We start from the raw sequence: 14,196 nt of genomic DNA, 5'->3' as shown, positions 1-14,196 counted from the left end.
AAATGGAACCTATAAAGTGGACACTTATAAAAAGTGCCTTCGCTTATAGGTTCTTTTTTTGTACAATAAATATAGAGGTGAAGTAATGAGTAAAAAAACATTTTCGGATAAAGAAATAGAAATTTTAAAAAATAACAGATACGTTTTAAAGGTAAGTGCTAAGGCAATAACATATACTAATGAATTCAAAATACAATTTATAGCTGATTCTAATAATGGACTGTCAGCAAAACAAATATTTGAAAAAGCTAGTTTTGATATTAATATATTGGGTGATAGACGAATAAAAGCCGCGAGTGACCGCTGGAGAGCGAGTTTCAAGAAAAGTGGACTTTCTGGATTGGATGATACAAGACGTAATAGTTCTGGAAGACCACGAGTAAAAGAATTAACAAATGAAGAGATATTAAAGAGAAAAGATGCTGAGATTGCATATCTTAAAGCAGAAATAGATTTGCTAAAAAAATTAGAGCTGAACGAAAGAGAGGTGGAAAATAAATTATCTTCATCAGCAATTTATAATTTAATAGAAGATATCAACAAAACATTTAAGAAATCAATAAAATATCTTTGCGAAACGGCTAACGTTACACGTTCGGCTTATTATGCTTATATATCAAGGAAAGAAGAACATAACATTCGTGAAAAACATGATATTGAAGCAAGAGATATGGTTCTTAAAGCATTTAACTACAAAAGTTTTAAGAAAGGTTCTAGAAGCATTAAGATGGTTTTACAAAATAAATTTAACACTATATTTAGTAGAAAAAAAATTCAGAGAATAATGAGAAAATTTAATATTATCTGTCCATTTAGAAAAGCTAATCCGTATAAGCGTATAGCTAAAGCAACAAAAGAGCATTCAGTTGTTGAAAATAAGCTAAATAGAGAGTTTAAACAGGGTATTCCCGGTAAAGTATTATTAACAGATATAACGTATTTGCCATATTCAAATTCAAATATGGCTTATTTGTCGACTATCAAAGATGCTTCAACGAATGAGATACTAGCTTATAATATTTCAGATAGCCTAGAAATTAGTTTAGTATTAGATACTGTAAAAAAATTAGTTGCTAATAGAAATATAAATTTACATAAAGATGCATTTATTCATTCAGATCAAGGTTCTCACTATACAAGTCCCAAATTTCAAAAGCTATTAAAGAAATATAAAATCGGACAATCAATGTCTAGACGTGGAAATTGTTGGGACAATGCGCCACAAGAGTCCTTCTTTGGTCATATGAAAGATGAGGTTAATTATAAAGAATGTACATCTTTAGAGGAAATTAAATCATCTATTCGTAAGTACATGCATTATTATAATAATTATAGATATCAATGGAATTTAAAAAAGTTGACTCCGGTTCAATACCGAAATCAACTTCTTGTTGCATAGCTCTTTTTTAAAATGTCCTTGACATAGGGTCCACTTTAATATAGCACGGCTTTTTTTATTTCAAATATACTAATTGCAAAAAAATGGATAATAATATAAAATGGATATAACACAATAAAAGTAAAATAAGTATTTAAAAGGGAATGATGAAAAGATGAGAATTGGAGTGATTGATGGTCAAGGAGGAGGTTTTGGTAAGGTAATAGTTGAAAGACTTAGAAAAGAGTTTGATGAAGAGATACAGATTATAGCATTAGGAACTAATTCAGCAGCAACAACTTTAATGTTAAGAGCAGGTGCTAATGAAGGAGCAACAGGGGAGAATGCAATTATATATAATTCAAATAAAGTAGAAATAATATTAGGACCTATTGGAATAATATGTGCTAATTCATTATTAGGTGAATTAACGCCTAGTATAGCAAAAGCAATATCAGAAAGTGGAGCAAAAAAAATATTGCTACCATTAAATAGAAGTAATATTTTTATAGTGGGAATAGAGACAAAGCCATTACCACATTATATTGATGATTTAGTGAAAATAGTAAGAGAGGAGATTGAGAAAAATGTGTGAAGCAAATTTATATATGTTAAATAAAGATGGAGAAGAGGAGCTTTTATTAGAATCTGTGGACAAGCTTATACCAAGAGAAGATGGAATTTTATTAGAAAATATATTTAGTCAAAGAAAAATTATAAAAGGAAAAATAAAAGAGATGAAGCTAGTTGACCATAAGATAATTATAGAAAAGGAATAGTCTTTAAAAATAAGTAGGCATTATAGTGAATAAATGGAAAAAATAAGTCAATACTCTTAATATACGAAACTAAGGGAGGGCTTAAAATAAGAATATTACATTTATTTAATTATAAAGCTAAAGATATAAATATATTGAAAATTAAAGAGCAAGGGTTTGATGGAATTCAAATAGGACCTATTCAGCCATTAAAAAAAGATGGAGAAGTTCCATGGTTTTTAATGTATCAACCAGTAGATTTAAAGATAGGAAATTTTTATTGTAAAAAAGAAGAATTAATAGATTTATGTAGAACAGCTAAAGAAAATAATATAAAAGTCATAGTTGACGTAGTCTTAAATCATGTTGCAGGGTTAGAAAATGGAATGTTATTACCACATGAGAAAGTAAGAATTAGAAATAGTGATTTTTATAAAGAAGCTGTTACAGTAGAAAATTGGAATGATAGAAATGAAAATATAAATAAATGCATAGGATTACCATGTTTAAAATTAGAAAATTTAGAGCTTCAAGATATGATAATAGATTTTTTAAACAGTTTAATAAAATGTGGTGTAGGTGGATTTAGATTCGATGCAGGTAAGCATATAAAATTACCTAATGAAGGAAGCTTGTTTTGGGAAAGAGTATTAAATTCACTAGATGAAAAAGAGTTATTTAACTATGCAGAAGTGATATTTGAATCAACAGAGATAATATTTGAATATTTGAAATATGTAAAAGTACTTACAGAAAAAAGGGATATAGAATCAAATGATATAGTAGCATTTGTAGAAAGTCATGATAGTTACTTGGAGTTCGGATATACAAAAGAACTATCAGATGAAGATATAATAAATAAATATAAAGAGTTATGTGATGGTCATAAAAACACTCTATTTTATGCAAGACCATTTAATAATACTTGGGAAAGTGAAGAAATAAGAAAAATAAATAAAAAAGAAGATATAAAAACATATCATACTTATAGAGAATATGTAAGTTGAAAAAAGCCCTGTGAATTTATCACAAGGGCTTTTTTATTAAGAGTTAATGCATGGCTAATTTCTTTGCATTCATACGTTTTAATTGGAATATAATCAATGAAGCGGCAATGATAATTATAGTACCTATTAAAACGTTCATAGTAATCATTTCACCCATAATTAGTAACATTAATATTGGAACTAATATTGGTTTAATATAAAATACGCTTGTAGCTGTAATTGCAGAAGTTTCTTTCATTGCTCCTAAGAAGAAGAAGAAACCTAAACCTTTTACAACAATACCAACATATAATAATAATGTGAAACTGTGTAAATCAATACCTTTAATGATTGGCACATGGAAGATTAACATGAATATAAACATTACTAAAACACCAAGATAGAAAGAGAAACTGTTAGTGACAGCTTTTCCATACTGTTTGATTTTTTTAGTAGCTAGAACATTAAATAATGCAATTGAAAGAGCTCCAAGAAGTGCTAAAGTAACACCTATTAAATGTTGATGAGCATCTTTTCCACCTGCACTAGCAAATGGATTAAAGATAACAACGATACCAACAGCTGCTAGAGCAATAGCTATCCATGCACGAGGATCAAAACTTTCTTTACAGAAAATTTTAGCTAAAGGAACAGTCATAATGGCGTTAGAACATACTAAAACTGCAACGATTGCTGGAGTTGTATAAACTAATGCTTCTTGCATTAAAGACATTCCTACGGAAACTTGAATTATACCTAAAAGTAAAAAGTAGGCCCAATCTTTACCTGTAAGATGAATTTGCATCTTCTTGATATCCTTGATGGCAACTGGTAAAAGAATTGTTGCACCTATTAAAAAGGCAATAGCATTAATTTGATAGGCGTTAAGGTTGTCCATCGCAAGATACTTACCACTAATTTCCTGTGTACTAAAACATAAAGCTGTTAAAAGAATAAAAATATAACCTTTATACTTTGACATGATTTTTCGCATCCTTCCTCATTAGTTGCTTTGCATATTGCAAAGTTAACCGAATAAAATGATAATATTAAATTTTCAGAAAACTACAAGTGCGACATATATTTGAGAATGCTTATGTAAGCGATAAATAATCTATTCTCGAAAAATGTTTTATAATTTTCAAGGGAGATAACGTTTGCAAATGTTATATAAAATTTTTTAATCCTTGAATTAAGAATAACAAATAAAAATAGCAAAGTCAAAACAAATGTTATTATTTTAATCAAATGTTTAAATAAATATAAAATATAAAAAATTTAAAGTATTCAGAAAATTAAAAGTGAGAAACCTTTGTAAAATATAGAAATGTAAAGGGTTAAGGCAGTTCTACATGATTGAAAATGTATATTTTTTTTAATATAATATAAAAATAGTTGTAAAAATAAATAGATTAGAGGGATTAATGTATGAAAGAATATGAAAAATTGAATCAAATAGAGAAGGTAAGTTTTTTAGCTGAACTTTCGAGTATGTATTATGATCAAGGACTAACACAATCGGAGATAGCTAATAAATTAGAGACTACTAGATTCAAAGTTTCTAAATACCTACAAGATGCAAGGGATAGTGGTGTTGTAGAAATAAATATTAATTACCCAAGAGAAAGACTAAAAAGTTTAGAAAGAGAATTAATAGAAAAATTTAGCTTGAAAAATGCAATAATTATAGACAATAAAACACTTCCATATGATGAAATAATTTATGCATTAGGTAAATTTGGAGCAGAATATATTCAAGGAATAATCGAAGAAAATGATACGGTAGGAGTGCTTTGGGGAAAGACTATATCTAACGTAATAAAACATATGAAACCAATTAATAAAATTCCGATAACTGTTCTTCAATTGGTTGGAGCTGCAGCAAAAGATAATTTACTTATAGATTCACCAGAACTTATAAGAAGATTTGCTAATGCATATAGTGGGAAATATAAATATTTATATGCACCGTTATACGTAGATAATGATTATGCGAGAAAATCATTTTTACAAGAGCCTGTAATAAATGATTTAATATTTTCAGCAAGTAAATCAAAAATAGCATTAACAGGAATAGGAACTTCAAATGCAGTATTTGCTTCATCTTTATGGAAAAATTATTTGAATGATGAAATAAAAAGTAAGAATGCAGTAGGATGTGTGTATGGGCATGTTTATGATATTCAAGGAGAACTTATAGAAGCTCAAATAAATGAAAAAGTAATAGGAGTAAATATAGATACTATAAAAAATATAGAGTATAGAGTTGGAGTTTCATCGGGAAAACTTAAAGCGGAAGCTATTTTAGGAGCGTTAAGAGGAAACTTTATAAATGTTCTTATAACAGATGGAGAAACTGCAACTAAAATATTAAATATAGATTCAGAAAATTAATTAAAAATAAGATCACTAAATATTTAGTGGTCTTTTTTTATTGAAAAAAAATTTATTTCAAGAAATATATTAAACATTTGTTTGATAAAAAGACAAATGTTTTGACATAAATTTTCAATGGTGCTATTATTTAAATATAAATAAACGACAAAAGAAGAGGAAGTGTGATTATGGACGTAAAAAAAGAATCCCTAAGACTACACAAAGAAAAAATGGGCGAAATAGAAATAGTAGGTAAATTAAAGGTTGAAAATAAAGAAGATTTATCTTTAGTTTACACTCCAGGGGTTGCAGCTCCATGTTTAGAAATAGCAGAAGATAAATCAAAAGCATATGATTACACATTAAAGGGAAGAACTGTAGCAGTTGTTACTAATGGGACAGCAGTTTTAGGTTTAGGTGATATTGGACCAGAAGCTGGACTTCCTGTAGTTGAAGCAAAAGCTTTATTACATAAAGAGTTTGCTGGGATAGATGCTTTTCCAATAGCATTAGATGAAAGAGATCCTGATAAAATTGTTGAAATCGTTAAAGCTATTTCACCAGGATTTGGAGGAATTCATTTAGAAGATATTAAAGCACCTGAATGTTTCTATATAGAAAAAAGATTAATAGAAGAATTAGATATTCCCGTATATCATGATGATCAACATGGAACATCAATTGCTGTTTTAGCAGGTCTTTATAATTCATTAAAAATAACAAAAAAAAATATTGAAGATATAAAGATTCTTATAAATGGAGCAGGAGCATCAGGAATTGCAATTGCAAGATTATTAATAGAAGCAGGAGCTAAAAATATAGTTTTAGCTGATATAAATGGAGCTTTAATTGCTGGCGACAACACATTAAATGAAGTTCAAAAAGAAATTGCACTTATTACTAATAAAGAAAAAGAAACAGGAAAATTAGAAGAAATAATAAAAGGTAAAGACGTATTTATAGGAGTATCAGTTGGAAACTTAGTTACTAAAGAAATGATTACAACTATGAATAAAGATAGCATAATATTTGCATTAGCAAATCCAACACCAGAAATATTACCAAGTGAAGCAAAAGCAGGCGGAGCTAGAATAGTATCAACTGGAAGAGGAGATTTTAAAAACCAAGTAAATAATCTTTTAGTTTTCCCAGGAATATTTAAAGGTGCATTACATGGTAAAGTAAATAGATTAACTGATAAAATGAAACTTAATGCAGCAAAAGGAATTGCAGAATTAATTTCGGAAGAAGATTTAAATGAAGATAATATAATACCAAGTGTATTTAATAGAAAAGTAGTAGATGTAGTAGCAAATTCATTAATAAAATAAACAAGAGATAAAAGGTGGAAAGGAGGTTATCATATGAGTTTTGAAACAGTAATTTTAGATAGACCAACAAGAAAAGAACTTGAACCAGTAGAGGAATTTTTAAAACAGGAAGATTTACTTTTAGATAAAAAAGTAGAATATACCGTAGTTATTTTAGATGATGATAAAATAATAGGGACTGGGTCTTTTGAAAAGAATATATTAAAATGCATTGCAGTAGATGATAAATATAGAGGAGAAGGCATTTCAAATATGATAGCTTCAGAATTAATAAGTGAAGAATATAGAAGAGATACTTCGAAATTATTCCTTTTCACTAAACCTAAAAATGAAAAATTGTTTAATCAGTTAGGATTTTATTTATTAGTAAAATCAGAAAAAGCAATATTATTAGAAAATGATAAACATGGAATTGAAAGATATTGTAAGGAGCTTGTAAAAGAAAGTGAAAACTCAAATATTTGTAATGAGAATTATAAAAAAATTGCTGGAATAGTAATGAATTGTAATCCATTTACATTTGGACACAAATATTTAGTCGAACAAGCTTCTAAAGAAAATGAAATTGTACATTTATTTGTTGTAGATGAAGATGAGTCTATTTTTCCTACAGAGGTTAGATATAAATTAGTATTAGAAGGAATAAAGGAATTTAATAATGTAGTAGTACATAGAGCTGTAGATTACATTATATCAAATTCTACATTTCCAACATACTTTCTAAAATCTGTAAGTGAAATAGTACAATCTCAAGCAACTTTAGATGCAAAGATTTTTGCAAAATATATAGCTAAATCATTAAAGATAAATAAAAGATATGTTGGGAATGAGCCTTTCAGTGAAGTTACTAGAATATATAATGAAATTTTAAAAGAAATTTTACCGGCAGAAAATATAGAAGTAGTAGAGATAGAAAGAAAAGAAATAGATGGAGTAAAAATAAGTGCTTCAAGAGTTAGAGAGCTATTAAAGGAAGAAAATTTTGAAGAAATAAAAAAATTAGTTCCAGTTACCACATATAATTTTTTAATATCAGATAAGGCAAAAGAAATTATTAACAAATTAAAACTTATGTAAAACTAAGGAGGAAAAAGTTATGAAAATAGTAAAAGCTGCTTCAGCAGGGACTGTTGAATCAAGTGATATCCTTATAACAGTAAAACCAAATGATACAGGAGTAGAGTTAGAATTAAATAGTACTGTAGAAAAACAATTTGGAGATCAAATCAGAAAGGTTATATTGGAAACATTAGAAGAGTTAAGTGTTTCAAATGTAATAATTCAAGCAACAGATAAAGGGGCTTTAGATTGCGTAATAAAAGCAAGAGTTCAAGCAGCTGTAGTTAGAGGAACAGATGGAGAAAAGTTTAATTTCGGAGGTGTTAAATAATGGCTTACAAGTTAAGAAGAACCATGATGTATGTACCAGGAAGTAACCCTGGAATGATTAGAGATGCACATATATATGGAGCAGACTCAATAATGTTTGACTTAGAAGATTCAGTTTCAATAAATGAAAAAGATACTGCTAGATTATTAGTGTTTAATGCATTAAGAACATTAGATTATGAAGGAACAGAATTAGTAGTAAGAATAAATGGACTTGAAACTCCATATGGATTAGAAGATTTAGAAGCGATGGTTAGAGCTGGAGTTGATATAATAAGACTTCCAAAAACTGAAACAGCTCAAGATATTATAGATGTAGAAAATGAAATTGAAAGAATTGAAAAAGAAGCTGGAATTCCAGTTGGAACTACAGGAATGATGGCAGCTGTAGAAAGTGCATTAGGAGTTATAAATGCATATGCAATAGCAACTGCAAGTAAAAGATTAATGGGGATAGCTATTGGAGCTGAAGATTTTGTAACAGATATGAAAACTACTAGATCTTTAGAAGGTATAGAACTTTTAACTGCAAGAAGCCAAGTACTTTTAGCAGCTAGAGCAGCTGGAATATATGCATTTGATACAGTATTCTCAGATGTTAATAATGAAGAAGGATTTATCCAAGAAACTTCATTAATAAAACAATTAGGATTTGATGGTAAATCAGTAATTAATCCAAGACAAATTGGACCAGTAAATAAAATATATACTCCATCACAAAAAGAAATAGATAAATCAATAAAAATAATAATAGCTGCAGAAGAAGCTAAAAAACGTGGTTCAGGTGTTGTATCATTAAATGGGAAAATGGTAGACAAACCAATCATTGAAAGAGCTAAAAGAGCAATAATGCTTGCTAAAGCAGCTGGAGTACAAGTTGATTTTGGAGGTGACGTTGATGTTAAATAATATAGGAAGAGAAATACCAGGAAATATTAAAGGTATGGATGGAAAAGACGTTTTTAAAGGAGCTTTTGCAGTAGAACCAACTGGAAGATTAAGAGGAAGAGAAATAAGTAAAATCGAACCAGGAGAAAGCAAATTATTAAATAATATAGAAGAAGCTATTAAAAAAGTTGGATTAAAAGATGGAATGACAATTTCTTTTCACCATCACTTTAGAGAAGGAGATTATGTTTTAAATAATGTTATGAATGTAATCGCTAGTATGGGAATTAAGAATTTAACTTTAGCTCCAAGTTCATTGAACGGAATACACAAAGATTTAATAAAACATATTAAAAATGGTGTAGTTACAAAAATTAGTACAAGTGGGATTAGAGGTGAACTTGCTGAAGAGATTTCAAATGGTTTAATGGATGAACCAATTGTTATAAGATCTCATGGTGGAAGAGCTAGAGCTATTGAAAGTGGAGAAGTTAAAATTGATGTTGCATTTTTAGGAGCACCTTGTTGTGATAATTATGGTAATGCTAATGGATATGAAGGAGAATCTTTCTGTGGTTCATTAGGATATGCTAAAGTTGATGCTAAATTTGCAGATAAAGTAGTTTTAATTACAGATAATTTAGTTCCATATCCAAATGTTCCTGCAAGTATAGAACAAGTTGATGTTGATTATGTTGTTACAGTAGATCAAATCGGAAATCCAGCTGGAATAGTTTCAGGAGCTACAAGATATACTAAAGATCCAAGAGAATTATTAATAGCAAAATATGCTTCAGAAGTAATGTTTGCATCAGGATATTTTAATGATGGATTTTCAATGCAGTGTGGAACTGGAGGAGCATCTCTTGCAGTTGCTAGATTCTTAAAGGAAAGAATGATAGCTGATAATATAAAAGCTAGCTTTGCTCTTGGAGGAATTACAGGACAATTTGTAGAAATGCATGAAGAAGGTTTAGTTGGAAAATTATTTGATACACAAAGTTTTGATTTAACAGCAGCTAAATCAATTGGTAAAAATCCATATCATTATGAAATAGATGCATCATTTTATGCAAATCCACATAATAAAGGATGTGCAGTAAATAACCTAGACTTTGTAATATTAAGTGCATTAGAAGTTGATACTAACTTCAATGTTAATGTTATTACTGGTTCAGATGGTGTTTTAAGAGGAGCATCAGGTGGACATTGTGATACTGCTGCTGGAGCAAAACTTTCAATGATTGTTTGTCCTTTAATAAGAGGAAGAATACCAACAATAGTTGATGATGTTATCACTACAATTACACCAGGTGAAAGTATTGATGTAGTCGTAACTGATAGAGGAGTAGCTGTAAATCCTAAGAGAGCTGATTTAATTGAAAAACTATCAAAAACAGGAATACCAATGTTTACAATAGAAGAATTAAAAGAAAAAGCTTATAAATTAACAGGAACTCCAAAAAAAGTTGAATTTGAAGACAAAGTTATAGCTGTTGTTGAATATAGAGATGGTTCAATAATAGATGTAATAAGAAAAGTTAAATAGTAGATATAGATTAAAATAAGAAAAGTGGTGAAAATATGAATACAGAAGAGCTAATGTTTAAAATTTTAGATGGCAAAGAAAGTAGAGTCCTTAGACAGAAGGAGATACTAACTAAATATAATCAAACTTTAATTTCCTTTACGTTAAATATTCCAGGATTATATAAAATATCAGAGGAATATAAAAAAGTTTTTAATAAAGGAATTAGGGAAATTAAAGAAAATTTAGAGAGAAAAAAACTTCTTATTTCCTATGAAGAAGTAAATGAAAGAGAATCAGGATATGAGTTTTTCTGTATTGTATTAGCACCAGCTAACGATGTGAAAATGCTGATGATAGAACTAGAAAGTAGACTATCTATTGGAAGAATATTTGATATAGATGTTTTTGATAAGGAAGGTAGACTATTAAGTAGATCAGATTTTAGCATAAAAAAACGAGAGTGCTTAGTATGTTCAAATGATGCAGTTGTATGTTCTAGATCAAGAGCCCACAGTATAGAAGAAGTATTAGAAGCTATAGATAAATTAGTGAAGGAATTTATCTTAGAGGAGGAACTTTAAAATGATTGATATTTCATTTAAATTATCAGAGTTTGCTACACAGGCAATGTTATATGAAGTTTCTTGTTTTCCATCACCAGGACTAGTTTCACCGGTATCTAATGGTTCTCATAAAGATATGAATTTTTACACATTTATAGATAGCACAGTTGTGCTAAATAAATATATGGGTAAGTTTTCAGAAGCAGGATTTAACAGTGAAAGCTTAGAAGAATTATTTAAAAGCTTAAGGAAAATTGGAATTCAAGCTGAAGAAGAAATGTTTTTGAAAACTAACAATATTAACACTCATAAGGGAATGATATTTCTTATGGGATTAACAGTAGGTAGTGTTGCTTTTTGTATAGAAAATAATTTGGACTTTATCCAAATAAGAGAAAATATTAAGAAGATGTGTAATGACATAACTAGAGAACTTAAAGAAGCAGAGAATAAAGATGAAAAAGATTTATCTCATGGTGAAAAATTATACTTAAATTATGGAGTAACTGGAGTTAGAGGGGAAGCTGAAAATGGAATACCATTAGCCTTTAATTTTGCTTTAAAAGAATATGAAAAAGCAGAAGATTTAGATGAAAATGATCGATTATTGCATACATTATTTTATATTATGAGTGAATGTGAAGACTCTACAATATTGCATAGACATAATTTTGAAGTTTTAGAGCATGTTCAAGAAATCTCAAAAAAAGTTATAAACAATGGAAGTTTATATAATCCTAATATGAAAAAATATATAAGCGAGTTGAATGAAAACTTTATAAAAAAGAATATTAGTCCAGGAGGAAGTGCTGATATCTTAGCAGTAACTGTATTTTTGAGTCTAGTAAAAAATAATTTTTTTAGTAACTTCTCTAACTAGAGGAGTTACTTTTTTAGAAAAAAGTATAGTTTTAATGCATGAAAAATATAAAAAATATATATTAGACTAATGAAATGTGGAGAGATAAAATAAAAGTATAGAATAAATAAACTTAGGAGATGATTTTATGAAAAAGAGTATATCAAGAAAAATTATAGAAAATCATTTAGAAAGCGGAAGTTTAAATATTGGTGATGAAGTAAGAATAAAAATAGATCAAACATTAACACAAGATGCTACAGGAACAATGGCATACTTAGCATTTGAAGCATTAGGAATAGAGAAAGTTAAAACTGAAAAATCAGTAAGCTATATTGATCATAATACATTACAAGTTGGATTTGAGAATGCAGATGATCATAGATATCTTCAATCAGTTGCTGAAAAGCATGGAATATACTGCTCTAAAGCAGGAAATGGAATTTGTCATCAAGTGCATAGAGAAAGATTTGCAATACCAGGAAAAACCCTTTTAGGATCAGATAGTCATACTCCAAGTTCTGGTGGAATGGGAATGCTTGCAATTGGTGCTGGTGGAATGAGTGTAGCAATGGCAATGGCAGGAGATTCTTTTATCATAGTCATGCCTAAGATTGTAAATATTAATCTTACAGGAAAATTAAGAGCTGGAGTTGGAGCAAAGGATATTATTTTAGAGTTACTTAGAATCTTTTCAGTAAAGGGCGGAGTCGGGAAAGTTTTTGAATATACAGGTGAAGGAGTTAAGACATTAACTATTCCAGAAAGATGTACAATAGCAAATATGGGTGCAGAACTAGGGTTAACTACATCAGTATTTCCTAGTGATGAGAAAACTTATGAGTTTATGAAAGCACAAAAAAGAGAGAAAGATTTTATTGATTTAATGCCAGATGAAGATGCAGAATATGATGAAGTAGTAGAGATTAATCTTACAGAGTTAGAACCATTAATAGCAAAGCCACATATGCCTGATAAAGTTGTTACAGTAAAAGAATTAGAAGGACTAAAGGTAAATCAAATATTTGTAGGAAGTTGTACTAATTCATCATACTTAGATTTAGCAAAACTTGCATATATTTTAGATGGAAAAATCATAAATAAAAACGTAAGCTTAGTAGTAGCACCTGGATCAAGACAGGTATTTGAAATGATAGCTAGAGATGGAATACTTCAAAAGCTTATAAGTTCAGGAGCTAGAATATTAGAATGCGCATGTGGACCATGTGTAGGTGTAGGACAAGCACCTAGTACAGATGGAGTTTCATTAAGAACTTCTAATAGAAACTTTTTTGGAAGAAGTGGAACTAAGAGTGCAGAAGTCTATTTAGTAAGTCCAGAAGTTGCTGGTGCTAGTGCATTAGCAGGAGTTTTAGTAAATCCAATGGATATAGAAAATATAGATGGAATATTAGAAATAAAGGAATCAAATAATGTTATAGTAGATGATAGAATGATAGTTACGCCACCAGAAGATGGAGTAGACATTGAAGTTTTAAGAGGACCAAATATAAAACCTTTACCATTAAGAGGAGAATTAGAAGAAACTTTAATGGGTAAAGCAATAATAAAGGTAGTAGATAATATAACAACAGATGATATTATGCCAGCTGGAACAAAAATCATTGGATTACGTTCAAATGTTCCTGAAATATCAAAATATGTTTTTTCGAGAATAGATGATAAATTTTATGAAAATGCAAAGAGAGAAAAGGGTGGATTTATAGTTGCTGGTGAAAATTATGGGCAGGGTTCAAGTAGAGAACATGCGGCTCTTGCACCAATGTACTTAGGAATAAAAGCAGTTATAGCGAAATCTTTTGCAAGAATTCATAAAGATAATTTAATTAATTATGGTATATTGCCATTAATTTTTAAGAATAAAGAAGATTATGATAAGATTGAAAAAAATCATAATTTAGAAATTATAAATGTAATTGAATCACTAGATACAGGAGAATATAAAGTTATAGATAAAAAGACAAATGAAACTTACATCATGATATTAGAAGTTACACAAAGGCAAAAGGAATTGTTAAAAGCAGGTGGACAGTTAAATTATATAAAAAATAAATAAAAAAATAGACTGTTATTCTAGTGAAATAACAGTCTATTTATATATAACTGAAAATTAAAA

Annotated in this window: 14 protein-coding genes; 13 read left to right on the top strand and 1 reads right to left on the bottom strand. The window is 28.9% G+C overall.

The annotated features are described in order from the left end of the window. The first annotated feature begins 85 nt into the window (after nucleotides 1-85). The 4 genes from Q0W06_RS06595 (at nucleotide 86) to Q0W06_RS06580 (ending at nucleotide 3,143) form a co-directional block, all read left to right on the top strand. Nucleotides 86-1,399 carry an IS3 family transposase gene (locus Q0W06_RS06595; RefSeq protein WP_297633071.1) on the top strand — a complete coding sequence of 438 codons (1,314 nt, stop codon included), beginning with the start codon at nucleotides 86-88 and terminating at the stop codon, nucleotides 1,397-1,399. A gap of 154 nt (nucleotides 1,400-1,553) precedes the next feature. Further along, nucleotides 1,554-1,973: a DUF3842 family protein gene (locus Q0W06_RS06590; protein ID WP_297633068.1), complete on the top strand. Its 420-nt coding sequence runs from the start codon at nucleotides 1,554-1,556 to the stop codon at nucleotides 1,971-1,973. Beyond that, on the top strand, nucleotides 1,966-2,157 hold the full coding sequence (locus Q0W06_RS06585) for a CooT family nickel-binding protein (protein WP_297633065.1): 192 nt from the start codon (nucleotides 1,966-1,968) through the stop codon (nucleotides 2,155-2,157). The genes Q0W06_RS06590 and Q0W06_RS06585 overlap by 8 nt, the downstream gene beginning before the upstream one ends. 134 nt (nucleotides 2,158-2,291) lie before the next feature. After that, nucleotides 2,292-3,143, top strand: a complete 852-nt coding sequence (locus tag Q0W06_RS06580) for an alpha-amylase family glycosyl hydrolase (RefSeq protein WP_297633062.1) — start codon at nucleotides 2,292-2,294, stop codon at nucleotides 3,141-3,143. Nucleotides 3,144-3,186: 43 nt separating this feature from the next. Here Q0W06_RS06580 and Q0W06_RS06575 read toward each other — a convergent pair whose 3' ends face one another. Continuing rightward, entirely contained in the window at nucleotides 3,187-4,104 is a 918-nt protein-coding gene (locus Q0W06_RS06575) for a DMT family transporter (RefSeq protein WP_297633059.1), read from the bottom strand. 446 nt (nucleotides 4,105-4,550) lie between these two features. Here Q0W06_RS06575 and Q0W06_RS06570 point away from each other — a divergent pair, with 446 nt between their 5' ends. The 9 genes from Q0W06_RS06570 (at nucleotide 4,551) to Q0W06_RS06530 (ending at nucleotide 14,136) form a co-directional block, all read left to right on the top strand. Next, on the top strand, nucleotides 4,551-5,516 hold the full coding sequence (locus tag Q0W06_RS06570) for a sugar-binding transcriptional regulator (protein ID WP_297633056.1): 966 nt from the start codon (nucleotides 4,551-4,553) through the stop codon (nucleotides 5,514-5,516). A gap of 170 nt (nucleotides 5,517-5,686) precedes the next feature. Next, nucleotides 5,687-6,829, top strand: a complete 1,143-nt coding sequence (locus tag Q0W06_RS06565; RefSeq protein ID WP_297633053.1) for an NADP-dependent malic enzyme — start codon at nucleotides 5,687-5,689, stop codon at nucleotides 6,827-6,829. Between the two features lie 33 nt (nucleotides 6,830-6,862). Then, nucleotides 6,863-7,906 (top strand): [citrate (pro-3S)-lyase] ligase, encoded by a 1,044-nt coding sequence (gene citC, locus Q0W06_RS06560; RefSeq protein WP_297633050.1) that lies wholly within the window; start codon nucleotides 6,863-6,865, stop codon nucleotides 7,904-7,906. Nucleotides 7,907-7,925: 19 nt separating this feature from the next. Continuing rightward, nucleotides 7,926-8,219 (top strand): citrate lyase acyl carrier protein, encoded by a 294-nt coding sequence (gene citD / locus Q0W06_RS06555; protein WP_297633047.1) that lies wholly within the window; start codon nucleotides 7,926-7,928, stop codon nucleotides 8,217-8,219. Beyond that, a complete protein-coding gene (gene citE, locus Q0W06_RS06550; protein ID WP_297633045.1) occupies nucleotides 8,219-9,127 on the top strand; it encodes a citrate (pro-3S)-lyase subunit beta in 909 nt (302 codons plus the stop codon). The genes citD and citE overlap by 1 nt, the downstream gene beginning before the upstream one ends. Beyond that, nucleotides 9,114-10,655, top strand: a complete 1,542-nt coding sequence (gene citF / locus Q0W06_RS06545; protein WP_297633042.1) for a citrate lyase subunit alpha — start codon at nucleotides 9,114-9,116, stop codon at nucleotides 10,653-10,655. Before citE ends, citF begins: the two co-directional genes overlap by 14 nt. Nucleotides 10,656-10,690: 35 nt before the next feature. Further along, the gene (gene citX, locus Q0W06_RS06540; protein WP_297633039.1) at nucleotides 10,691-11,218 is read left to right on the top strand and encodes a citrate lyase holo-[acyl-carrier protein] synthase; all 528 of its coding nucleotides are present in this window, start codon (nucleotides 10,691-10,693) and stop codon (nucleotides 11,216-11,218) included. 1 nt (nucleotide 11,219) lies between these two features. Then, the gene (citG, locus tag Q0W06_RS06535; protein ID WP_297633036.1) at nucleotides 11,220-12,080 is read left to right on the top strand and encodes a triphosphoribosyl-dephospho-CoA synthase CitG; all 861 of its coding nucleotides are present in this window, start codon (nucleotides 11,220-11,222) and stop codon (nucleotides 12,078-12,080) included. Nucleotides 12,081-12,207: 127 nt separating this feature from the next. After that, complete coding sequence (locus tag Q0W06_RS06530; protein WP_297633033.1) at nucleotides 12,208-14,136, top strand: aconitate hydratase; 1,929 nt, start codon at nucleotides 12,208-12,210, stop codon at nucleotides 14,134-14,136. The last annotated feature ends 60 nt before the right edge of the window (nucleotides 14,137-14,196 follow it).

It is taken from the genome of uncultured Clostridium sp. (assembly GCF_947072515.1).
Classification (GTDB): Bacteria; Bacillota; Clostridia; order Clostridiales; family Clostridiaceae; genus Clostridium.
Note: the sequence above shows the minus strand (reverse complement) of the source record. Positions and strands in the feature narration are given on the sequence as shown.

Bases quoted from the DNA above. Each gene is read 5' to 3' on its own strand.
- Q0W06_RS06565 (WP_297633053.1), top strand. From the start codon at position 5,687: ATGGACGTAAAAAAAGAATCCCTAAGACTACACAAAGAAAAAATGGGC.
- citE (WP_297633045.1), top strand. From the start codon at position 8,219: ATGGCTTACAAGTTAAGAAGAACCATGATGTATGTACCAGGAAGTAAC.
- citC (WP_297633050.1), top strand. From the start codon at position 6,863: ATGAGTTTTGAAACAGTAATTTTAGATAGACCAACAAGAAAAGAACTT.
- Q0W06_RS06595 (WP_297633071.1), top strand. From the start codon at position 86: ATGAGTAAAAAAACATTTTCGGATAAAGAAATAGAAATTTTAAAAAAT.
- citD (WP_297633047.1), top strand. From the start codon at position 7,926: ATGAAAATAGTAAAAGCTGCTTCAGCAGGGACTGTTGAATCAAGTGAT.
- Q0W06_RS06585 (WP_297633065.1), top strand. From the start codon at position 1,966: ATGTGTGAAGCAAATTTATATATGTTAAATAAAGATGGAGAAGAGGAG.
- citX (WP_297633039.1), top strand. From the start codon at position 10,691: ATGAATACAGAAGAGCTAATGTTTAAAATTTTAGATGGCAAAGAAAGT.
- Q0W06_RS06590 (WP_297633068.1), top strand. From the start codon at position 1,554: ATGAGAATTGGAGTGATTGATGGTCAAGGAGGAGGTTTTGGTAAGGTA.
- Q0W06_RS06575 (WP_297633059.1), bottom strand. From the start codon at position 4,104: ATGTCAAAGTATAAAGGTTATATTTTTATTCTTTTAACAGCTTTATGT.
- Q0W06_RS06570 (WP_297633056.1), top strand. From the start codon at position 4,551: ATGAAAGAATATGAAAAATTGAATCAAATAGAGAAGGTAAGTTTTTTA.
- Q0W06_RS06530 (WP_297633033.1), top strand. From the start codon at position 12,208: ATGAAAAAGAGTATATCAAGAAAAATTATAGAAAATCATTTAGAAAGC.
- citG (WP_297633036.1), top strand. From the start codon at position 11,220: ATGATTGATATTTCATTTAAATTATCAGAGTTTGCTACACAGGCAATG.